At 30.3% G+C, this 23,535-nt stretch carries 20 protein-coding genes; 6 read left to right on the forward strand and 14 right to left on the reverse strand.

The genetic code is table 11. The annotated features are described in order from the left end of the window. Positions 1-77 precede the first annotated feature (77 nt). Positions 78-1,322, forward strand: a complete 1,245-nt coding sequence (dcm, locus tag BA195_RS02435) for a DNA (cytosine-5-)-methyltransferase (RefSeq protein WP_068702077.1) — start codon at positions 78-80, stop codon at positions 1,320-1,322. Here dcm and BA195_RS02440 read toward each other — a convergent pair. Both BA195_RS02440 and BA195_RS02445 read right to left on the reverse strand, forming a co-directional pair. Further along, entirely contained in the window at positions 1,295-2,059 is a 765-nt protein-coding gene (locus tag BA195_RS02440) for an Eco47II family restriction endonuclease (protein ID WP_068702079.1), read from the reverse strand. The two genes, dcm and BA195_RS02440, sit on opposite strands and share 28 nt — an antisense overlap. 126 nt (positions 2,060-2,185) lie before the next feature. After that, a complete protein-coding gene (locus BA195_RS02445) occupies positions 2,186-2,902 on the reverse strand; it encodes a 3'-5' exonuclease (RefSeq protein ID WP_068702081.1) in 717 nt (238 codons plus the stop codon). Between the two features lie 170 nt (positions 2,903-3,072). Here BA195_RS02445 and BA195_RS02450 point away from each other — a divergent pair, with 170 nt between their 5' ends. Both BA195_RS02450 and BA195_RS02455 read left to right on the forward strand, forming a co-directional pair. Continuing rightward, complete coding sequence (locus BA195_RS02450) at positions 3,073-3,768, forward strand: response regulator transcription factor (RefSeq protein WP_068702083.1); 696 nt, start codon at positions 3,073-3,075, stop codon at positions 3,766-3,768. Between the two features lie 54 nt (positions 3,769-3,822). After that, positions 3,823-4,866: a sensor histidine kinase gene (locus tag BA195_RS02455; protein WP_068702085.1), complete on the forward strand. Its 1,044-nt coding sequence runs from the start codon at positions 3,823-3,825 to the stop codon at positions 4,864-4,866. A gap of 225 nt (positions 4,867-5,091) precedes the next feature. Here BA195_RS02455 and purD read toward each other — a convergent pair whose 3' ends face one another. From purD to rnpA, 4 genes are all read right to left on the reverse strand, one after another. Next, positions 5,092-6,366, reverse strand: a complete 1,275-nt coding sequence (purD, locus tag BA195_RS02460) for a phosphoribosylamine--glycine ligase (protein WP_068702087.1) — start codon at positions 6,364-6,366, stop codon at positions 5,092-5,094. Positions 6,367-6,508: 142 nt separating this feature from the next. After that, positions 6,509-8,188 (reverse strand): DUF6909 family protein, encoded by a 1,680-nt coding sequence (locus BA195_RS02465; RefSeq protein ID WP_068702089.1) that lies wholly within the window; start codon positions 8,186-8,188, stop codon positions 6,509-6,511. Positions 8,189-8,230: 42 nt separating this feature from the next. After that, complete coding sequence (locus tag BA195_RS02470; protein WP_176714942.1) at positions 8,231-9,856, reverse strand: S41 family peptidase; 1,626 nt, start codon at positions 9,854-9,856, stop codon at positions 8,231-8,233. After that, on the reverse strand, positions 9,846-10,229 hold the full coding sequence (gene rnpA, locus BA195_RS02475) for a ribonuclease P protein component (RefSeq protein ID WP_068702093.1): 384 nt from the start codon (positions 10,227-10,229) through the stop codon (positions 9,846-9,848). Before rnpA ends, BA195_RS02470 begins: the two co-directional genes overlap by 11 nt. 125 nt (positions 10,230-10,354) lie before the next feature. On the opposite strand from rnpA, the gene BA195_RS02480 reads away from it, so the two are divergent. Continuing rightward, positions 10,355-11,533, forward strand: coding sequence for an acyl-CoA dehydrogenase family protein (locus tag BA195_RS02480; protein ID WP_068702095.1), 1,179 nt, complete (start codon positions 10,355-10,357; stop codon positions 11,531-11,533). A 90-nt stretch (positions 11,534-11,623) separates the two neighbouring features. On the opposite strand, the gene BA195_RS14575 is transcribed toward BA195_RS02480, so the two are convergent. The 8 genes from BA195_RS14575 to BA195_RS02510 form a co-directional block, all read right to left on the reverse strand. Further along, complete coding sequence (locus tag BA195_RS14575; RefSeq protein WP_262509354.1) at positions 11,624-11,758, reverse strand: hypothetical protein; 135 nt, start codon at positions 11,756-11,758, stop codon at positions 11,624-11,626. Positions 11,759-11,835: 77 nt separating this feature from the next. Then, on the reverse strand, positions 11,836-12,897 hold the full coding sequence (locus BA195_RS02485; RefSeq protein WP_068702097.1) for an endonuclease/exonuclease/phosphatase family protein: 1,062 nt from the start codon (positions 12,895-12,897) through the stop codon (positions 11,836-11,838). A 51-nt stretch (positions 12,898-12,948) separates the two neighbouring features. Next, a complete protein-coding gene (locus BA195_RS02490; protein ID WP_068703891.1) occupies positions 12,949-13,497 on the reverse strand; it encodes a pyridoxamine 5'-phosphate oxidase family protein in 549 nt (182 codons plus the stop codon). 5 nt (positions 13,498-13,502) lie between these two features. Next, positions 13,503-14,984 carry a glycerol kinase GlpK gene (glpK, locus tag BA195_RS02495; RefSeq protein ID WP_068702099.1) on the reverse strand — a complete coding sequence of 494 codons (1,482 nt, stop codon included), beginning with the start codon at positions 14,982-14,984 and terminating at the stop codon, positions 13,503-13,505. A 699-nt stretch (positions 14,985-15,683) separates the two neighbouring features. Beyond that, complete coding sequence (locus BA195_RS02500) at positions 15,684-16,361, reverse strand: response regulator transcription factor (protein ID WP_068702101.1); 678 nt, start codon at positions 16,359-16,361, stop codon at positions 15,684-15,686. Further along, complete coding sequence (locus tag BA195_RS02505; RefSeq protein WP_068702103.1) at positions 16,354-18,195, reverse strand: tetratricopeptide repeat-containing sensor histidine kinase; 1,842 nt, start codon at positions 18,193-18,195, stop codon at positions 16,354-16,356. The genes BA195_RS02500 and BA195_RS02505 overlap by 8 nt, the downstream gene beginning before the upstream one ends. A gap of 69 nt (positions 18,196-18,264) precedes the next feature. After that, positions 18,265-18,411 (reverse strand): hypothetical protein, encoded by a 147-nt coding sequence (locus BA195_RS14315; RefSeq protein ID WP_176714943.1) that lies wholly within the window; start codon positions 18,409-18,411, stop codon positions 18,265-18,267. A 203-nt stretch (positions 18,412-18,614) separates the two neighbouring features. Continuing rightward, positions 18,615-19,145 carry an RNA methyltransferase gene (locus tag BA195_RS02510; RefSeq protein WP_068702105.1) on the reverse strand — a complete coding sequence of 177 codons (531 nt, stop codon included), beginning with the start codon at positions 19,143-19,145 and terminating at the stop codon, positions 18,615-18,617. Between the two features lie 103 nt (positions 19,146-19,248). Here BA195_RS02510 and mutS point away from each other — a divergent pair, with 103 nt between their 5' ends. Both mutS and BA195_RS02520 read left to right on the forward strand, forming a co-directional pair. Then, positions 19,249-21,858: a DNA mismatch repair protein MutS gene (mutS, locus tag BA195_RS02515; protein ID WP_068702107.1), complete on the forward strand. Its 2,610-nt coding sequence runs from the start codon at positions 19,249-19,251 to the stop codon at positions 21,856-21,858. A gap of 5 nt (positions 21,859-21,863) precedes the next feature. Continuing rightward, positions 21,864-23,198, forward strand: coding sequence for an MATE family efflux transporter (locus tag BA195_RS02520; RefSeq protein WP_068702109.1), 1,335 nt, complete (start codon positions 21,864-21,866; stop codon positions 23,196-23,198). Positions 23,199-23,535 lie beyond the last annotated feature (337 nt).

Below are 23,535 nucleotides of genomic sequence, written 5' to 3' on the forward strand. Positions count from 1 at the left end.
TATTCTTTACTTTCTTAATATTGTTTATATAGATCTTTTTTTTGTAAATTTGTAACCAATGTATAAGGTTGTGTAATATGGTTACAAAAGAGTATTATTCGTTAAATGAAGTTTCTCAAATTTTAGGAAAGAGTAAAGAAACGCTAAGACGTTGGGATAGAGAAGGAAAATTTTCTGCTGTTAGAGAACCTATTAGTAAATATAGAATATACAAAAAAGAACAAATTAACGCTCTATTAGCACAGTTATCTATTGATTATGAAGATACAGTAGACAACTTTATAGCACCAGTTAAAGAATTTAAAGTTTTAGAATTATTTGCTGGAGCAGGAGGTTTGGCTGTAGGTTTGGAAAAAGCAGGAATAAAATGTGTAGCTCTAAATGAGATTGATAAATGGGCTTGCCAAACGTTAAGAGAAAATAGACCGAATTGGAATGTACTTGAGGGAGATATTAAATCTTTTGATTTTACAGAATATAATAATCAAGTAGATATCGTTACTGGCGGATTTCCTTGTCAAGCGTTTAGTTATGCTGGGAAAAAATTAGGTCTTCAAGACGCAAGAGGTACGCTTTTTTATGAATTCGCAAGAGTTGTAAAAGAGGTGAATCCTCTTATTTGTATTGGAGAAAATGTAAAAGGATTACTGTCTCACGAAAAAGGAAAAACAATAGAGGGAATGATCTCAATTTTAGATGAAATTGGCTATAATGTTGTTCCTGTACAAGTTTTAAAAGCTATCAATTATAAAGTTCCTCAAAAACGAGAACGTGTAATTTTAGTCGGAATTAGAAAGGATATTGATTTGAAATATGAATATCCGAAACCACATAACAAAATTTATAACTTAGTTGATGCTCTAAAAAAAGGAGAGTTATATGATTGTAATGTTCCAAAATCTGAAGGTTCAAAATACCCCGATCATAAAAAGGCTGTTTTAGATTTAGTTCCTCAAAAAGGATATTGGAGAAATTTACCTTTAGATATTCAAAAGGAATATATGGGGAAAAGTTTTTATTTAGGAGGAGGAAAGACAGGTATTGCACGTAGAATAGGTTGGGATGAACCAAGTTTAACGCTTACTTGTAGTCCAGCTCAAAAACAAACTGAAAGATGTCATCCAGAAGAAACACGTCCTTTTACAGTAAGAGAATATGCAAGAATACAAACTTTTCCAGATGATTGGAAGTTTATGGGGTCAATTTCGCAACAATATAAGCAAATTGGAAATGCAGTTCCTTGTAATTTAGGAAGAGAAATAGGTTATTCGATAATTAAATTCTTAAATACTCACTATTTAAGCTTATCAAAACCTACATAATAACTGTAGTTTTCAAAAGTTATTTCATCTAAGATACTCCTATTTGATTCTTTAGAACTTACAGAAATTTCTTCAAGCGCTGAGTTATTTTGCGTTTTCTCACTTTCTTGCTTTTTCAAATAGTCAGAAATGGCCTGTGGCAAAACTTGGTATAATTCAAACAAAGCGTTTTCTTTTCCTGATAACAATTTATAAAATTGATCTCCTGATATTTTATATACCCTACTGTGGCTATATTCCTTTCCGTTAATTTCGCCAAACCATTTTTCATTAAAGCTGTTTTTAGCTAAAACTTGCACCCAATAACACTTGGCTTGTTTATATGTATCTGCATATTTTGCTAATTTCTGAAACAAACTTTCAGCAGAACTACTATTCATGGTGTTGTGTTTATTTTTAATATCAGCAAATAAAGTATTATCAATTGCCTTTATATCAAATCCACTTAGATTTCCTATTTCAAAACCTGTAATTCCCCCTAGTATTTCTTCATGGAAAGTTCCAATAGAGTTGTTGGTAGATTTATCTATTTGGCGATTTATTTCGGTTTTAATCAATGTTTCTTCATCTAAATCATTGAATTTAGCGTCAAAAGTTAATTTGATAGTATCAATTTTGTTTTTGTAGAACTTCTTCTTGCTTATATTAGCTTTGGCTTTTAAATACGATTTATAAAGATTCTCAATACAAGATATTAGGTGTTCATCAGATATAAAACTTAAATATTTATTAGCCATATTTCAATTCATCTTTTAAAGAATACGAATTTAGAGAATATTATTGATTTTTTCATATGTCTTTCATAAATCGAATTATTGTACCTCTATCTGTTTAAAAACGTTTTGTAAAAATGTACAGCCAGTTTATACCGTCACAATGTTTTTAACATCTAACATTGGTTTATTTAAAAAACGCAAAACCAATTGTGCTACGGCTATGGTATCGCGTTCGCAATACTGCACAATACGAGGCAAGTTTTTTTCTTGATAATACACTTTGGCAACCTCGCTGCCGTCAATGTCTTGTTTGGGCGAAGGAATGCCTAAAATAGATGTTAGTAGTCTTAAAGATGTATAATGTTTATAATCACCAAATTTCCACAAATCTAAAGTATCTAAATGCGGAATTTCCCATGGTTTTTTACCAAAGAAGTTCAGTTTTTTAGGTAAATTAATTCGATTGATAATCATTCGACGTGCGATGTAAGGAAAATCAAATTCTTTACCATTGTGTGCACATAATATATGTTTGTTTTGGTTAAAGTGCTTATCAAGTAATTCTTTAAAGTTGTTTAAAATTAATGCTTCGTCATCTCCCGAAAACGAAGTAATTCTTAATTGATTTGTTCCATTATTTTCAACAAAATATCCTACTGATATACATATTATTTTTCCAAATTCAGCCCAAATACCAGCCCGATGGTAAAAATCTTCAACATTTATTTCATCCTTTCGTTGATATTGAGTTTTTAAAGCATACAATTCTTTTTTTTCATCAGATAAATCAGCAAATAATTCCACTTCAGGAACAGTTTCGATATCTAAAAATAAGATATTCTGTAAGTTAATTTTACCTAGCATTTTTTATTTCTTTTTTTAAAGATACAAAAACCACTATTAATTGTTTGCCTCAGAAAAAAAATAGATTTAAGTAAATGTTTATGAAAGATTAAATGAATGTTAAGTTAAACAAGAGTTAATAGGGTTTATAATATTATGGTTACTTTTGGATAACAGAATATAAATGAACTATGAATACGAACGATGTTAAAATTTTATTAGTCGATGATGAACCTGATATTTTAGAAATAGTTGGGTACAATTTAAAATCAGAAGGCTATCAAGTTTTTACAGCTAATAACGGTGCAGAGGCAGTAAAATTAGCTAAAAAGGTAATTCCGCATTTAATTTTATTAGATATTATGATGCCAGAAATGGACGGTATTGAGGCCTGCGAAAAAATCAGAGGAGTAAAATCGTTAGAAGATGTAATTATATCTTTTTTAACTGCTCGAGGAGAAGATTATTCGCAAATGGCAGGTTTTGATGCTGGAGCTGATGATTATATTACTAAACCAGTAAAACCAAAAATATTGGTTAGTAAAGTAAAATCACTACTAAGACGTTTAAAAACTGATGAAAAAACCGACTCAACAACTAAAGTAGGAGACATTATTATTAATAGAGATGAGTATGTGGTTTTTAAGGGTGATAAAAAAATAGCTTTACCAAGAAAAGAATTTGAATTGTTATCATTATTAACATCTAAACCAGGCAAAGTATTTAAAAGAGAAGTAATCTTAGACAGTGTTTGGGGTAATGAAGTTGTGGTAGGAGGTAGAACAATTGATGTTCATATTCGAAAACTTAGAGAAAAAATAGGAGATGATTTTTTTAAAACAGTTAAAGGTGTGGGCTATAAGTTTGTTTTAGAAGAAGAAAAATAAGAAATAAAGCTAAAAATTTTATAGATTGCTGAATAAGCAATCTATTTTTTTATAATGAATAAAATAAAAAAAACATATCGATATGCCCTTTGGTCGGCATTTTACTCTACTTCAATCTCAATAATAATAGCATTATTATCATATTTTCTTTTAATTAACCGCATGGGAATAAGCGCTATAATTATTTTTGGTATTGTGATGTTTATTGCATCATTTTTTATCATTCAATATAGGGCGGAATATTTTATTTATCAAAGGATAAAAAAATTATATCAAGACATTTCTATTTTAGATGTAAATGATTTAGAAAGAAAAACGGTAACTACTGATGTTGAAGAACTAACAAAAAGTGTACAAAAATACGTAGAAGAAAGAAGTAAAGAAATAGCCATATTAACACAAAGAGATTCTTTTAGAAGAGATTTTTTAGGAAATGTAGCACATGAATTAAAAACACCACTTTTTACCGTACAAGGCTATATTTTAACGTTAATTGAAGGTGCTGCAGATGATGAAGAAATACGCTCTAAATATTTGAGTAGAGCAAACAAAGGGGTAGAAAGGCTAACCTCAATTATTAAAGATTTAGATATGATTGCTAAATTAGAAACTGAGGGGATGAAAATGAATGTTGAGACTTTTAATATTTTAGAGTTAATTCAAAATGTTTTTGATCTTTTTGAAATGAAAGCAAAAAAACGAAATATTACCTTAACGTTTGATCGTATCTATGATTTTCCGCACTTTGTAAAAGGGGATATAGAACGTATTGAACAAGTTTTAATTAATTTAATAGTCAACTCTATAAAATACGGAAAAGTAGGAGGAGTAACTAGAGTGAGTATAGAAAGCTATAACCCAAATAAGTTTATTATAAAAATAACAGATGACGGTGAAGGAATAAAAGAAGAACATATTTCACGATTATTTGAGCGTTTTTACCGCGTAGATCAAAGCCGTTCACGCGAACAAGGAGGTTCAGGTTTAGGATTATCTATTGTAAAGCATATTATTGAAGCTCATAACGAAACTATTTTATTAAAAAGTGATTTTGGTAAAGGGTCTGAATTTTCATTTACTTTAGAAAAAATGATGTAAAAACCTATAAAATTTAACAGGTTGTGTAAATGTTATTGTTATTTACACAAAATTCAAAGCAATTGATACAATTTTTATTCATTGAACTGTTTTTAATGATGATATTTGTACCATAATACACATGGAAAATCATATTTGATAAATTGGGGGATTAATCAATAATGATATATAAAAAAAGCGCCACTTTGTTTAAAGTGACGCTTTTTTTATATAACATTATCGTTTTTACACTAAATCAAATCCAATATCTTTTCGATAATTCATTTCTTCAAAAGAAATTTTATCAATGCTTTTATAAGATTTTTCTAAGGCTTCTTCAATAGAATTACCAAAAGAAGTAACTGCCATTACTCTACCTCCGTTTGAGACTACTTTTCCTTCTTTTTCGGTAGTTCCGGCATGAAAAACGATAGAATCATTTACCGATTCGAAACCTGTAATTTCTTTACCTTTTTCATATCCTTCAGGATATCCACCAGCAACTAACATAACTGTTGTCGCTGTTTGATTGGTAACCTCGTATGATTTTTCTCCTAAAGTTTGGTTGGCAACTCCTTCAAATAAATCTACTAAATCCGATTCAATTCTTGGTAAAACAACCTCAGTTTCCGGATCTCCCATACGAACATTATATTCTACAACCGACGGATTTCCGTTATCGTTCATCAATCCGATAAATATAAATCCACGATAATCAATTCCGTCTTTTTGTAAACCATCAATAGTTGGTTTTACTACTAAATCTTCTACTTTTTGTAAAAAATCATCAGTAGCAAAAGGCACTGGAGAAATCGCTCCCATTCCACCTGTATTTAATCCAGTATCACCTTCACCAATACGTTTGTAATCTTTAGCAGAAGGTAGTATTTTATAGTTTTTTCCATCAGTTAAAACAAAAACCGAAAGTTCAATTCCGTTTAAAAATTCTTCAATAACTACGGTAGATGAAGCTTCTCCAAATTTTTGATTCGACAACATTTCTTCTAATTCTGATTTAGCTTCTTCTAAATCATTTAAAATTAAAACACCTTTACCTGCTGCCAATCCATCTGCTTTTAAAACATATGGTGGTTTTAAGGTTTCTAAGAAGCTTTTACCTTGTGTTAAGGTGTTTGCTGTAAACGATTCGTACTTTGCAGTAGGAATGTTGTGTTTTATCATAAATTGCTTCGAAAAATCTTTACTTCCTTCTAATAAAGCACCGTCTTTTTTAGGGCCAATTACAGGAATGTTTTTCAAGTCATTATCTGCTAAAAAGAAATCGTGAATTCCTGCCACTAAAGGAGCTTCAGGACCTACCACCACCATCGTAATGTTGTGTTGTAAAACCACCTCTTTTACTTTGTTAAAATCGGTAGGATTAATAGCAATATTTGTGGCTACTTTACTTGTACCTGCATTACCAGGTGCTACAAAAAGATTTTTTGTTTTGTTACTTTCTGACAGGCTTTTAGCAAATGCATGCTCTCTACCTCCAGATCCTAAAATTAAGATATTCATTATGTGTGTTGTTGCGTTGTAACTGCAAATATAAAACAAGAAAAAAGGCTATGAGCAAAACAAGTATCAAAAAAACAAAAAAGACTTCCTTTTTAGGTAAAAGAAGTCTTTTTAAAATTTATTTTTGATTATTGCCTTTCGATTAAAATATTTGCTCTAATATTTTTTGAGTAATCGCATATGTTGGTGTAACTCCACTCATACCTAAACCACCAGAAGCTAAAGTTGCACCTGTTTCTAGTGGATTATCTGATGCGTAATATGCATAACGTACTTTAATATCTTCTCGTACGTTTCCTCTAATTTTAGAGGCAGATTGTATGGCTTTTTGGTAATGTGCACCTTCCATTTCTAAACCGATAACATTCCAAGTTGAGTCGTGAAAGAAGTTTAATAAATCTTTATTTTGTAATGATGTTCCTAATACACTAACCATAGCTCCGTCAAAAACTTGTACGCCAAAACCTTCTAAATCTTGTTTTGTTAATTCATTTTTAAACGGATAATTGTCTGCAGTACCTTCAAAAATATGTGAAGAAGGAATCATAATATCTCCTTTTCCTCCTTCTAAGATGCCCGCTTTACCCATTATTGAAACTGAATCAACATTTAAATGAATTGTTTCTTTACCCGTTTTATAAGGTTTTAATAATTCATCCATCGTTTCGTAAGCTTGCTCACCAAAGGCATAATCCATCACGATAATTACAGGTTTTTCTCCTACCGAATTTACTTTTTGAAATAAAGTTGTATCAAAATCTATTTTTTCAGTATCAATAATTTGTACATTGATATTGGTTCCTGATGAATCTTTTAAATAGATTAATCCGTTTTCTGAAGCATGTTTTTTTACCGCTTTTTGTAAAGGTTGGCTATTAGCGTTACTTAATATTTCAAAAAGTTCAAAACCTTTGTGTTTTTTAACTTCTTTTGGTAGTGCTTTTTGCGCATAGATACTGTTCATAACACTATGCATGTTTGCACTAATAATATGAATAGGGCGTTCTAATAAATTATTATCTAAAAGATTCTTTTTAATGTTATTTGCCCAGATTTCACCATAAAAATGATGCCCGATTTCTTCAATTAAAACCGAACTAAATTTTACCGAGCGTTTTTGCTCTAAAAGTGCCTCGTTTATAGCTAATTTACCTAACCAATAAATAAGGTGAAAAAATCTGTTAGGATTTTCTTCTGAAGCAAAGGTATTATAGGCATCGTATACCTCGTCATATGTTCTTCCTAAAATATTTCCAAGATGTACAACAATCACATCTTTTTCTTCATCGGTTAATGTTTTGTTATATAAAACAGCTTCTTCTAAATGTGTCCATTCTCTAATAAAACCTTCGCCATTATCAATAACAACGCGATCTTTAATTTTATGAGATTCGATAAATAAGAAAGTAAGGTGTGTAAGAATATCGTAAATTTCAGAACGTCCACGCGTAATTTCAATATTCATTTGATCTTTATCGATACGGTAACAGTTTCTTCTTCTTTTTGGCGGAACGATGGCTTTGAATTTTGAATTTCTATAGCCTTCATCAGCCGTTAAATAAATAAACTGGCACTCTTCAATTCCTTCAGGTAAACGTTCAATAATATAGGTCAACCCGTTTAACTCGGTTTTGTCTTCAGCGATTGATCCGTAAATTTCTGGCCTTAATTGTAATAATGATTTACGCAAAGTTTCACCAGAAATTCCCATTGGTTTATAAAAACCACGACTAAATAAATGACGCATAGAAATATATAGTTTTTCGATGGCATTGGTAGATTCTTGGGCTCTAGTACGTTCTTTATGATTTGGTTTTGACATATATTCTTTTAAAATGTAAAGGTACAAATAATGTTATGGATACTATTTTGTTAAAATAGCAGTATATTTTTTTTGATTCTTTAATAGGTTTACTGCTTTATTGATGGTTTTATCATTTTTAAGTTGATGTTTAAAAACACCTTCTTTGTAAACGTATCTTTTTATAATTTCGTTTTGTATTTCTTTTAATAAAACATCTTCGTTTAAAGCTATTTTTTTAACTTTTTCTTTTTTTAGTTTTTCTAAAATTGTACTGTATTCTGTAGATATATTGGTGTTGTTTTTTACAGCTGTAAAAGCACTTTTAAATAACTTTTCTTCTTTGGTAACAAAAGCAGTGTCTTTTTGAAGTAAATAGTTTTTAAATTTTTTAAAATCGTTAGATTTAAATAGGTAATTTTCAGTGTTAAAATTTGGGTTGTTATTGGCAAAATCAGTAGCAAAGTTAAAAATAACTCTTGATTTTAACAGTTTTTTAGTTTCTGATGTTTTTTTAGAAAAGCCCATCTTTATATCAGGAGTTACCCCACCACCATCATAAACTGTTCTTCCGTTTTTTGTGGTAAATAAACTTACATTTCCGTCAGAAAATTTAGGCACTTTTCCTGTTTTAGCATCACGATTAGCATAATCTAATTCCTGAATACAACGTCCACTTGGCGTATAATATTTAGAAATGGTAGCTTTCATTTGTGTACCGTAATTTAACTCGAAATAACGTTGCACCAAACCTTTACCAAAAGAACGCTCGCCCATAATTACTGCCCGATCATAATCTTGTAAAGCGCCCGATACAATTTCAGAGGCTGATGCTGAACGATCATTTATTAAAACTACAATAGGAATTTCGGTATCTAAAGGCTCTCGATTGGTTTTATAAGTTCTGCTATTTTTTTTAATTTTTCCACGAGTATCTACGACCTTTAATCCTTTCGGAATAAATAAATTGGTAATATTTACAGCATCAAATAACGAGCCACCAGGGTTACTTCGTAAATCGAAAACCAGCTTTTTCATCCCTTTTTCTTTCAGTTCAGTAAAAGCTTTTGCTACTTGTTGTGTTGCTTTTTGATTGGTAAAACGTGTTAAAATAATGTAACCAGTTTCATCATCAATCATATCGTAAAAAGGAACAGGGTTTACAATAATTTTATCAAGTTGTAAACGTGTTTTTTTTACTTTTCCGTTTCTAGTAAATATTAATGAAATCTCTTTATTTGGAGTTCCTTTAATCATTTGAGAGTACTGACTTTTTTCTAAATCAGCCAACTTTTGCCCATTTACAGTAGTAATAATATCACCAATTTTTAAACCTGCATTATCTGCCGAAAAACCTTTGTGAATATCTGCAATGACAATACCTTGTTTTATGTAAAAAGTTGAAATTCCAATACCGCCATATTCTCCCTCTCGTCGAATACGCGCATCTTCAACATCTTGCTCGTTGTAAAAATTAGTGTAAGGATCTAAACTTTTAAGTGTATTTTTAATTGCTTTATTAGTTAACTCACCAGGGTTTATTTCATCAATATAATTAATGTTTAATTCCTTAAATAAGTTGTTATAAATTTCTATTTGTTTTGCAATTTCAAAAAAGCGAGATTGAAATGAGAATAATAAGAAAATAACAAGGAAAGTGCTTAAAAAAATAAGTTTTCTATTCTTCATCTTTAGTAGTTTCAGCTATAAAAAGCGTTAATAATTGCTGCATTTTACGTTCCAAATCAACATATTTCCATTCATCTTTTGCAATATAAGAAATCATAAACACATAAGGTTTACCAACAGCATCGTAAACGGTATGTTTTTCTTTTCGATAAGTTTCTCGTAACAAGCGTTTTATTCGGTTTCGGTCAACGGCACTTTTAAAATTTCTTTTAGGAACAGAAACTCCTACTTGAACAGGAAACTTAGAAGTATGTTCGGTTTGTATGTATACCATACGAAGCGGAAATTTTTTGACAACCTTTCCTTCTTCATATAATTTACCAATTAGCTTTTTGCTCTTTAATCGTTCTTGTTTTCCTAGTGTAAATCTCATCTACTACAAACATACATAAATCGATACTATAAACCATTTTTTTGAGTATTTTTGGAAGAATACTTTATTGTATTTAATAAATCATCAACAAAAATAACATCAGTAATTAATTTTAAAGTAAACTTATGAAACCCGATTTATTTCAAGCACCAGATTATTACCAAATAGATGATTTATTAACAGATGAGCACAAACTTGTTAGAGATACAGCCCGTGAATGGGTAAAGAAAAATTTATCTCCAATTATTGAAGATGCTGCGCAAGAAGCAAAATTTCCAACACAATTAGTTGGTGGTTTAGCTGAGGTTGGTGCTTTTGGCTCATACATTCCTACAGAATACGGTGGTGCAGGCTTAGATCAAATTTCTTATGGATTAATTATGCAAGAGCTTGAACGTGGCGATAGTGGTATTCGTTCAACAGCATCGGTACAATCTTCTTTGGTAATGGGACCAATTTTTAATTATGGAAACGAAGCACAACGAAAAAAATACTTACCAAAATTAGCTTCAGGCGAATGGATGGGAAGTTTTGGGTTAACAGAACCTAATCATGGAAGTAATCCTGGAGGGATGGAAACCAAGTTTAAGGACATGGGCGACCATTATGTATTAAACGGAGCAAAAATGTGGATTTCAAACGCGCCAATTTGTGATGTTGCTGTGGTTTGGGCTAAAAATGAAGAAGGTCGCATTCATGGATTAATTGTTGAGCGTGGTATGGAAGGATTTTCTACTCCAGAAACACATAATAAATGGTCGTTAAGAGCATCAATTACTGGTGAGCTTATTTTTGATAATGTTAAAGTACCCAAAGAAAACTTGTTGCCAAACAAATCTGGTTTAGGTGCACCTTTATTGTGTTTAGATTCGGCTCGTTACGGTATTGCTTGGGGAGCAATTGGCGCTGCTATGGATTGTTATGATACCGCTTTACGTTACGCAAAAGAACGTACACAGTTTGGTAAACCTATTGGTCAGTTTCAATTACAACAAAAAAAGTTAGCTGAAATGATTACCGAAATTACCAAAGCGCAACTATTAACTTGGCGTTTAGGAGTTTTAAAAAATGAAGAACGCGCAACATCTGCACAAATATCAATGGCAAAACGCAATAATGTTGATATGGCTATAAAAATAGCAAGAGAAGCAAGACAAGTATTAGGAGCAATGGGAATATCAGGAGAATATTCTATAATGAGGCATGCTATGAATTTAGAAAGTGTGATTACGTACGAAGGAACACATGATGTTCACTTACTAATCACAGGTTTAGATATTACAGGACTAAATGCATTTAAATAAGAAGAAGTGCTCTAAACGTTAAACCACCAACATTATATAAAGAGCACCTCTTCTAAAAATCAACTATTAAAAAACGATATATACCATTTGTTATTTCTTTCTATTTCCACTATTTATAAGAAGTAAAAGAGTAATAACTAAACCAAGACAAACAAAACCAAAAATAGCAATCATAATGGTTCCGTTTGTCCATGAAACTAAAGGGGTATTAACCAATTTTATCATATTGTATATAAATTATACTCCAAAAATAGATATAACACTTACTATAAAATATGACAAAAATCATATTCGCAAAAAAATTATTTAGACCTGTTATTGCTATTTTCTTTTTTACCGCTATTAATTAGTTCAGTTGTTTCTTTATCTTCTTCTTTTGTAGTTGTTTTTGTAGTACTTTTAATTATAGATGGATTGATGTTGAAGACACAGCAAATAGGAAAGTGATCAGAACCTGTATAACCTAAAAGACGTAGCTCTTTTATAATGATAGAAGTGCTATGAAAAACTAGGTCTAAAGGAGCTCTAAAAAACCAATATTTTGCATGATAAGAAGCAAGAATACCTCTACCATTTCTACCATCAATTAAGCCACTGTTTTTACGAAACAAATTAGCAATTCTAGACCAAGATACAGTGTTAAAATCACCAACAACAAGAGTTGGTTTATTAATTTCTTTAACTCGTTTTGCAATACACATTAAATCACCATCGCGTTCTTTGGAAGTTTCTTCTTCTGTTGGACTAGGTGGTGGCGGGTGCACGCAAAAAACTACAAAACTTTCCCCTTTTTTTGTTTTAAAGTGAGCTTCAATACTTGGAATATCATTTGCAACAAAATAATGTGTTCTTATTTTTTGAAAGGGAATTTTTGCATAAAAATGCATTCCGTAAGTGTTTTCTAGCGTTATCTTTTCGGTGTAAGGATAATCGTTTTCGAGGCTGCGCATTTCAATTTCCCAATCTTTATTACTTTCGATAGTAACAAAAAAATCAGGTTTTTCACTTCGGATAAATTCTTTAAACTTTTTAAACTGAGTATTAAACTGATAAATATTAGCAGAAATAATTTTAAACACCTGTAAATCAGTGATATTTTTGTTATCAGATTTGTGAAACTTTGTAAAACGAGCTAAAAGGTAAAAGTTATAAATAATTAAAGTTACCTGAAATATTAAAACAAACCAAAACCAACTAGTTTTATCAGTAAAAACAAAAAGACCAATACTTGCAATTATTTGAAGTATTAATAACTGTATTTTAATAAATTCAGGAACTCGAAAAGCCCAATGCTGATTTTTTATAAATGGCAGCAGGTTAAAAAATATAAGTACTAGTGATAAAACTAGAAAAAATACATTCATTTCTAATAATTTATACAAAGTTACTATAAAGACAAGCTAATTTAATTATAATTAGGATTGTTCTTTAAGTTTAGTTTCTAACCCATCAATACTTTTTTGATTTTTAGCATTCCAGTATTGTTTTATTCCGTTTTCGCCAATTTCACTTGCCCAGTCTAATAATTCGTTACGTTCTTCTTTGTATTCGTAAAATGGGATAGACATTCCACAAGAGTTTTGTGTTGTTTCAACGGTTACATCAAATATTTGACGTGTACCAGATAGTTTAGGAAATTGTGAAATTAACTCATCCCATTCAGAATCTTCGGGTAAAACTTCTTTAGCATGTCCGTATAAGCGTAAAATATTAGGAGCGCCATCAAAAGCACAAAACATAATGGTAATTCTGTTATCATCTAATAAATGAGCTGAGGTTTCATTACCGCTACCCGTAACACTTAACCAAGCTACGCGATTTTCGTTTAAAACACGAAAAGAATCCATTCCTTTAGGAGATAAATTAATACGTCCGTTTTTAGGAGCAGTTGCTACAAAAAATACTTTTTGCGCTGCTATAAATTGCTGAACTCTAGTGGTAATTTTAGTGTTGAATTTTGCCATAATTTTTAATTTATCCAATCTTTAGTACGTTCTACAGCTTTTTGCCATTTAGTGTATAATTTTTCTCTTTTTTCTGAAGAAAAAGTAGGAGTAAAGGTGTTGTTAATTTTTCGTCTATTTAAAATATCGTTTTGTTTCCATAAGCCAACACAAATACCTGCTAAATATGCAGCACCCATAATTGTGGTTTCAATAATTTCTGGTCGTTCAACTTTTGTGTTTAAAATATCTGCTTGAAATTGCATTAAGTAATCATTAGCGCAAGCACCACCATCAACTTTTAAAGAGGTTAAAGTAATAGCACTATCTTTTTGCATAACCTTTAAAATATCTTTAGTTTGATAAGCAAGTGAATCTAAAGTAGCTTTTACGAGGTGATTTTTTCCAGTATCACGGGTTAGTCCAAAAACGGCACCGCGTGCATACATATCCCAATATGGCGCACCTAAACCAGCAAAAGCAGGAACTACATATACGGGGTTTTCATCTGTTATAGTTTTTGCTAAAGCTTCACTTTCATCAGCGTTGTTAATAATTTCTAATCCGTCACGTAACCATTGAATTGCTGATCCTGCAACAAATACGCTTCCTTCTAAAGCATAATATATTTTATTATCAATTCCCCAAGCAATAGTAGTTAATAATCCGTTTTTAGAATATTCAAGATTTTCACCAGTATTCATTAACATAAAACAACCTGTGCCATAAGTATTTTTAGCTTCTCCTTTGTTAAAACATGCTTGTCCAAAAAGTGCAGCTTGCTGGTCGCCAGCCATTCCTGCAACCGGAATTTGATACCCATCTAAGTCATAATCTCCAAAATGATGTGAAGAAGGTTTTACTTCAGGTAGCATAGCAATCGGAATATTGAGTTCTTCTAACAATTTTTTATCCCAACACAGTTTTTTAATATCATATAACATTGTACGAGAAGCATTACTATAATCTGTAGCATGAACTTTACCGTTGGTTAAATTCCAAAGCAACCAAGTATCAATAGTACCGAATAATAAATTTCCTTTATCAGCTTCTAATTTTGCACCTTCAACGTTGTTTAAAATCCAATTTATTTTGGTGGCAGAAAAATAACTATCTATTACTAAGCCTGTAGTTTTTTTTACATGATTTTGTAAACCTTTTTCTTTTAATTGTTCACAAACATCCGCCGTTCGTTTGTCTTGCCAAACAATAGCATTGTAAATAGGTTTACCTGTTTTTTTATTCCAAACAACAGTGGTTTCACGTTGGTTGGTAATACCAATTCCTACAATTTCTGATGGATGAATATTTGCTTGTTGAATTACTTTTTTTAAGGTTGTAAGTTGTGATTGTAAAATTTCTTCAGGATTATGTTCTACCCAACTATGTTGTGGAAAAATTTGCTCAAACTCTTGTTGATTTATAGCAATAATTTCTCCAGATTCGTTAATAACCACTGAACGAGAACTTGTAGTACCTTGATCTAACGCAACAATATATTTTGCCATTTAAAATTGTAATAAATAATTAAAAAAGCAATTTACAAATTTAAATTTTGTGTAATAAAAAACCTCCTTGATAATTTTAATCAAGAAGGTTTTTACCCCTTAAGTTTACTAACACTAGTGTTTTAAAGCGTAACCAGCACCTTTACCTAACTCAGATAAAGTTGATAAGAACTCGTTAAAAACACGTGTAGTTTTCTTTAATAAAAAAATCCCCATTTTTTTAAAAATTTAATTAATACCCCCTAAATTTTGTTCAAAAGAACATTACAAATATATAACAGTATTTTAAATTTATAAAAGGGATTGCCGCAAAAAAAACTGTGTTTTTACTCAGTATTTAATTGAATATTAGTTTTTTAACTTTTTTTTAAATAAAAAAACCTCCTAGAAATTTCTAGAAGGTTATTCCCCTTAAATATCATTTTTTCGTTTTTATCCCCATATAGTCGAAAATTTGATGTTACAAATATATAGTGGTTTTTTTGTTTTAAAAATGTAATTACCGCAAAAAAAAATGTGTGTTTCCGTGGTGGTGTTTTTGTAAAAAAAAATAAACCTTTCAGTAGTGCCCGAAAGGTTTATTTTGATTTTTCTTTTCTCAATTTCCCCATATAGTATTAAACTATACAGCAAATCTATAATAAACACTGTGTTTAAAAAATGTAATTACCGCAAAAAAAAGTGTAGTTTACCGTATGGTTAATCAATAATACCTAATTCTTTGGCTTTTAATATTAGATCTGTATTGTTATGCGCTTGTAAATCGGTGCGAAGTTTGGCTAGTTTACTCTCTATAGACCGTATTTTAATTAAAGAACCATCTGTTTTTTTAATAATACCTTCTAAATTGGCAATTTTAGCATGGTTTGGTAGCTCTTTTAAAATTTGAATGGCAATCTCATCCATTTGAATTTCAACTAATGCTCTTTTTAAAAGTTTTTGATGTATTTCATGGGTGTAATACACTTCATTTTTTAACATTTTTTGAATTGCAAAAGTTAATTCATCTGTACTACAATTTCCTTTTAAAATATAAGCAGAAGGGTTTAAGTTATGAATAACATTAAAAACACGATTTGTTTCTGAATGACCAGTAATTACACCAGTTTTTATATCAATTTCTTTTTGTTGAATAGCTTTTATTAAAGCTTCACCGCCATCTAAAATAACATTTCCGTTATTGTTGTCAAAACTTAAATCGGTAAAAACAATATGAAACGGATTGCTATGAAGTGCTGTTTTTATTTTAGAAAAAGCTTCATCACAAGAATTTGCAGTTACTATTTCTAAATTATCAATATCTTTTAAATACGAAAGAATTCCTTCGATAATTAATTGATGATCGTCAACTAAAAGTATTTTTGTTTGTCTAGACATTTATGGGGATTTGTATGCTAGTTTTGATTCCGTTACCTATTTCGCTTTCAATATTTAGAGAGCCGTTTAACTCTTCAACACGTTCTTGTAGGTTTTGTAAACCAATTCCTTTTTTACTAATAGCGGTATCAAAACCAATACCATTATCAGCAATGGTCAAATGTACATATTTTTTATGTACTGTAAAATCAATACTTATTTTACTTGCTTGTGCATATTTTTTACTGTTTTGTATACTTTCACGAGTGCTTAAATATAATAAGCGTTTAATAGCATCATTTATAGTATGCCATTCGTTTTCTTGTAAACCTGCAACAGTTATCCTAAAATCTAGTTCAAAATAATCGCTTACTAAATTAATTATCTGATCTTTAAACGAAACTTTACCAAAACTAATGCTACTTAATTGATGTGATAAATTACGTACGTTTTCTTTAACGGTATCTAATTTTTTAGCTTCTTCTAATAAATTTGATTTTTCTAATTTTTGATGCAATAAACGCAAATCTCCAGCCACCTCATCGTGTAATGATTTTGCAATTTGCTGTCGTTCATGTTCTCTTGCTTTAACTCTTTCTAGTTGCGCAAAGTATAATAGTTTTCTTTTTCTAAAGAAATAAAATAAGATACTTACCCCAAATAATAATAAACCACTTGCAGCTACTAACCAACCAATAGTAGTTTGTTGTTTTTGATAAGTTATTTCTGCTTGTTTTTTTATATTATCAGTTTTTAAAACGGTGTTTTCTTTTTCTTTTTTATCAGTTTCGTATCTAATTTTAGCAAATTGATTTTTTAATTGTCGCTCTTTTTGAAATAAACTATCGTTTAAATAGATGTATTCTTGTAAATATTTTTTTGATTGTTCTCCAGATGTTAAATCTGAAAGGTTTTGTAGCGCTTCTAACCAACTGTTGTTGTTGTGAGTTTGTTTAGCGTATCTCAATGCTTCATTTGAGTGAAACATAGCTTTTTCATTTTGATTAAGTGCTCTATAATAATTTGATATATTAATATGTGTTACAGATAGATCTATATATTTTTTTAACTTATTTCTGATTTTTAATACTTCGTTATATTTATCTAATGTTTTTTCTTTCTTATTAATAGAGTTTTTACTAAAGGTTAAGTTCTCTAATAGTAAAGCATAGTGTTCTGGATATTTCTCTTTAATTTTATTAAATTCTAGCCCTTTTTTAAAATAAGAAATAGCTTTATGATGATGTTTTTTCTTTTGATATAGTAGCCCTAAATTATTTATTGTAAATAAATAATTACGCTTATCTTTAACTTTATTATTATTATTTAAGGATTTAGTATAGTATTGAATAGCATTTTTTTCTTGATTAAGTTCTTCTGAAATAACACCTAAATTATTGTAAATTCTTCCTAAATAGACGGAAGGTTCTATAAATTCTAAATACTGTAAAGCTTCAATAGAGCTTATTTCACTTCCTAAAAAATCTTTAGCTTCTTTTTGAAGTATGGAAAGACTTAATAAACGTCTTCCTGTTGCTAATGAATCATTTATTTTTATAGAAATATTTTTAGAAAGCTGATAATAGTAAAAAGCACTATCGTTAGTATAAGTAAGTTTGTTTTGCAGAGCTTTGAAATGATAATATTTTGCGAGTAAAGTAGAATCTTTCGTTTTTTTATATAAAGAGTCAACTTGCGTAATTGTATTTAATAAATAAGGTAGGTTTTTTTTAAAATATGCTTGCCTACCTATTTCTATAAGTTTTTCTTTTGTTTCAATAGAATTAATACTCCTTTTTTCTTGTGAAACAAGTAAAAAAGAGTAAAAAACAAAAAAATAAATAAGCTTGTTCATTTTTAATTATAAAATAAAACCATTACTATTCAAAAGTAATGGTTTTATTTTAATTTCTTCTTGAAGAATTTATACTTTATCACCTCCGTCACCACCACTAGTACCACCGCCAGTATTACCTGTACCACCAGTGTTGTTACCACCACCAGTTTTTGGATTATCTGCAACAACAGAGTTTGATGTCATTTCCACTTCTTGTAAATTTTTGTTTTTCATAATAATAATAATTTTAGTTAAAAATTTTAGTGGGGGACTAATTAAGGCAACTAAATTAGCTTGTTTTAAATAAAAAACAAAAAAATTAGCTATTTTTTATGATACTGCTTCTTTCTTCGTCATTGCGAGGCACGAAGCAACCTTTAACATGTGAGTTTTTAATCGAGAGATTACTTCGTTCATTCTTCTCTCGTAATGACACGTTATGAAGTCATCTTATTAAATAAATCCCAAAGAACAACACCACAACTTACCGATATGTTTAAAGAGTGTTTAGTGCCTAATTGTGGAATTTCAATACATGCATCAGAAGTTGAAACAACCTCTTGTTGTACTCCTTTTACCTCATTACCCATTACAATTGCATATTTCTGATTTTTTTTAGGAATAAAATCATTTAGCATAGTACTGTTTTCAGCTTGCTCTATTGAAGCTACAAAAACACCATCGTTTTTTAATTTAGTAACCAACGTTAAAGTATCTTCTACATATTCCCATGCAACAGATTCTGTGGCACCTAAAGCTGTTTTATGAATTTCTTTGTTGGGTGGAGTAGCTGTAATTCCGCACAAGTATATTTTTTCAATTAAAAAAGCATCCGAAGTTCTAAAAACCGATCCTACATTATTTAAACTTCTAATGTTGTCTAACACCACAATGATCGGTGTTTTTTCAGTTTGTTTAAATTCATCAACCGATAATCGTCCTAATTCGTTGTTTTTTAATTTTCTCATGCGTTTGTTTTTAAGCTGAAAATATAAAGTTGTGAATAACTTGAAACAAAAGAAACTCTAAACTTTTATATCTTCGCAAAACTAATCCAAAAAATCCATAAACTTGGCAAAAACAAAGGCAAAAAAGGTAACACCATTGATGAAACAATACAACGGTATTAAACTAAAATATCCGGATGCAATGTTGCTTTTTAGAGTGGGTGATTTTTACGAAACCTTTGGAGAAGATGCTGTAAAAGCATCCGAAGTTTTAGGAATTATTTTAACCAAAAGAGGTGCTGGTAGCGAAAGTGAAACAGCCTTGGCAGGTTTTCCGCATCATTCGTTAAATACCTATTTGCCTAAGTTAGTAAAATCAGGATTAAGAGTTGCCATTTGCGATCAGTTAGAAGACCCTAAAATGACAAAAACTATCGTAAAACGTGGTGTTACAGAGTTGGTTACTCCTGGAGTTGCGTTAAATGATGAGGTGTTACAATCAAAATCTAACAACTTTTTAGCGGCAGTTCATTTTGCTAAAAAAAATGTTGGAGTATCATTTTTAGATGTTTCAACAGGTGAGTTTTTAATTGCGCAAGGAAACGAAGAATATATTGATAAATTATTACAAAATTTTACACCAAGTGAAGTTTTAGTAGAAAAAAAATACAAGCAGCGATTTTTAGAGTTATTTACCAATCGTTTTCATACATTTTATTTAGATGATTGGGTTTTTCAAAAAGAATATGGTACCGAATTATTACAAAATCATTTTAAAGTTAAAACCTTAAAAGGATTTGGAATTGCTGAGTTAGAAAGTGGAATTATAGCTGGTGGAGCTGCCATGTATTACTTGTCGGAAACACAACATAATAAAGTAGAACACATACAATCTATCAGTAGAATTGCTGAAGACAATTATGTGTGGATGGATAGATTTACCGTTAAAAACCTAGAGTTATACGGAGGTAATGATGTAAACTCAGTTTCGCTTTTAAACATTATTGATAAAACCATTTCGCCAATGGGCGGGCGCTTATTAAAGCGTTGGTTGGCATTGCCTTTAAAAGATTTATCACAGATACAACAACGCCACGAATTGGTTAAGTTTTTAATTGATAATGATGCTTTTTATGAAACGGTAACGTATCAACTACAACAAATTTCTGACATTGAACGATTAATATCAAAAGCAGCTACAGGTAAGGTTTCGCCAAGAGAAGTTATCTTATTAAAAAACTCGCTGAAAGCAATTTTACCGATAAAAATATCCGCAGAAAAAAGCAAGAACAAAGCGGTTAATGAAATCGGAAAACAATTACATGATTGTAAGATATTGATTGATAAAATTACCGAGAGTTTATTAGAAGATGCTCCTGTAAATATTAATAAGGGAAATGCTATTGCAAGTGGAGTTTCTACCGAGTTAGATGAGTTGCGTAACATTTCTAACTCAGGAAAAGAGTATTTAGATAAAATGCTAGCTCGCGAAACGGAAAGAACTGGTATTTCGAGTTTAAAAATAGCGTTTAACAACGTTTTTGGTTATTATATTGAAGTTAGAAATCGTTATAAAGACCAAGTTCCTGAAGAATGGATTCGTAAACAAACGTTGGTAAATGCTGAGCGATATATTACGGAAGAACTTAAAGAGTACGAAGCAAAAATTTTAGGGGCTGAGGAAAAAATTCAGCAACTTGAAACCGAAATTTTTGCCAAATTAGTACAGTTTATTATCGGTTTTGTACAACCTGTGCAACAAAATGCACAGAATGTAGCTAAAATAGACGGTTTATTATCTTTTGCCACTTTAGCGATGGATAATAATTATGTACGTCCGATTATAGATGAAAGCACAGATATTGAAATTAAAAATGGTCGTCACCCTGTAATTGAAAAACAACTTCCGATAGGTGAAGAGTATATTGCTAACGATGTGGTTTTAAATCGTAATCAGCAACAAATAATTATGATTACAGGACCCAATATGTCGGGTAAATCGGCAATATTGCGTCAAACTGCTTTAATTGTTTTATTGGCTCAAATGGGAAGTTATGTACCTGCTCAAAATGCTAGAATTGGTATTGTTGATAAAATTTTTACTAGAGTAGGTGCCAGTGATAACATTTCGATGGGCGAATCTACTTTTATGGTTGAAATGAATGAAACAGCCTCTATTTTAAATAATATTTCTGAACGTAGTTTGGTATTGTTAGATGAAATAGGTCGTGGAACATCTACTTATGACGGAATTTCAATCGCTTGGGCTATTGCCGAATATTTACACGAACATCCATCAAAAGGAAAAACATTGTTTGCTACGCATTATCATGAGTTAAATGAAATGACGAGTACGTTTAAACGTATAAAAAACTTTAATGTTTCTGTAAAAGAGTTAAAAGATAGTATTATTTTCTTACGTAAATTAGTGGCTGGTGGTAGCAATCACAGTTTTGGTATTCATGTTGCAAAATTAGCAGGAATGCCAAATATGGTAATCCACAGAGCTGAAAAAATATTAAAAAAGTTAGAAGAAAATCAATCGAATACCGAAGTAAAAGAGGTACTAAAAGAGTCGCAGCATGAAGAAATGCAAATGAGCTTTTTTCAGTTAGACGATCCTTTATTAGAAGATATTCGCGAAGAAATTTTAGCAACCAATATTGATACACTTACACCAATTGAAGCTTTAATGAAGTTGAATGAAATTAAACGAATGTTGGTAAAAAAATAAAAATATTGCAACACGATATAAGCTTTAAAAATATTAATAAACTTGCTTTTCCAGCTTTAATAGCAGGTGTTGCAGAGCCACTGCTTTCTACGGCAGATTTAGCTATTGTAGGAAATATAACTCATAATAGTACGCAAAGCATTGCTGCTATTGGAATTGTAGGTGCATTTTTATCAATGTTAATTTGGGTATTTGGACAAATACGTAGCGGAATTTCATCAATTATATCGCAATACTTAGGAGCGAATAAAATAGATGAGGTTAAAAATTTACCTGCGCAAGCTATTTTTATTGTAGTAAGTATAAGTGTGCTTGTTTTAGCAATTAGTTACCCGTTTGCCGAAGAAATTTTTAAATTTTACAATGCTTCAGGGGTAATATTAGAATATTCAATTGCATATTATAAAATTAGAGTATTTGGTTTTCCGTTTACACTACTTACCATAGCTATTTTTGGAACTTTTAGAGGTTTACAAAATACCTATTACCCAATGTTAATTGCATTAGTAGGTACCGTTGTAAATATTTTATTAGACATTGTTTTAGTGTATGGAATTGAAGGGTTTATCCCAGCAATGAATATTCAAGGAGCCGCATATGCAAGTGTAATAGCGCAAATTATTATGGCGTTAATGTCAGTACTTTTATTAGTAAAAACAACAACAATTTCCTTAAAGTTACAGCTGCCTTTTAATAAAGAAATACCACGCTTTATTACGATGGTTTTAAACTTATTTGTACGAACTATTGCTTTAAATATTGCCTTGTATTTTGGTACATCCTACGCAACAAATTATGGCGATGCCTATATTGCTGCCTATACAATTGGGTTTAATTTATGGTTGATGGGCGCTTTTATGATTGATGGATATTCATCCGCAGGAAATATCTTGTCAGGCAAATTATTAGGCGCAAAAGCATACGAATCATTAATTGTTTTAGGAAATAGATTGATTAAGTATGGTTTTATATTTGGTTTGTTTTTAGCAGTTATAGGGGTTGTTTTATATAAGTATATCGGAACCATTTTTACAAAAGAAACTGAAGTTTTAATTGAGTTTTATAACACATTTTGGCTAATTTTATTAATGCAACCTATCTGTGCAATTGCCTTTATTTACGATGGTATGTTTAAAGGAATGGGCGAAATGAAGTTTTTAAGAAACCTACTGTTACTCGCAACCACTTTTGTATTTGTACCTACATTACTAATTTTTGATTATTTTAATTACAAGTTACATGCAATTTGGATTGCCTTTTTTCTTTGGATGATTGCCCGATCGATACCATTAATTGTTAAGTTTAGAAGAAAGTTTTTACCCTTAGCTCAAAAAACGTAATTTTGAAAAAAAATATAACCTCTTATAAATCATTTATAAGAGGTTGTAATTGAAAAATTATTTTTTCTTATTTAGTTGCCTTCTTTTCTCTCTATTTATATTTCTTCTTTTCTCTCCTTTTTTTATAGAAGGCTCTACGACATATTTATCCCAAAAGAAGTTTAGAAAAAAGAAAAAAGAAAACCTTATTAAAAATACTTTGAGATTAAAACCCTTTCCTGAATTATTATAACCTAAACATAATGGCAGTAAAAAAAGCCTTAAGAAATTTACAAATAATTTATTGTTTCTTAAAAAGATAAAAAATCTTAAGTATTTTATTTTAGTCATTTTTTTC

Origin of the sequence: Tenacibaculum soleae (genome assembly GCF_001693415.1) — a bacterium.
Classification (GTDB): domain Bacteria; phylum Bacteroidota; class Bacteroidia; order Flavobacteriales; family Flavobacteriaceae; genus Polaribacter; species Polaribacter soleae.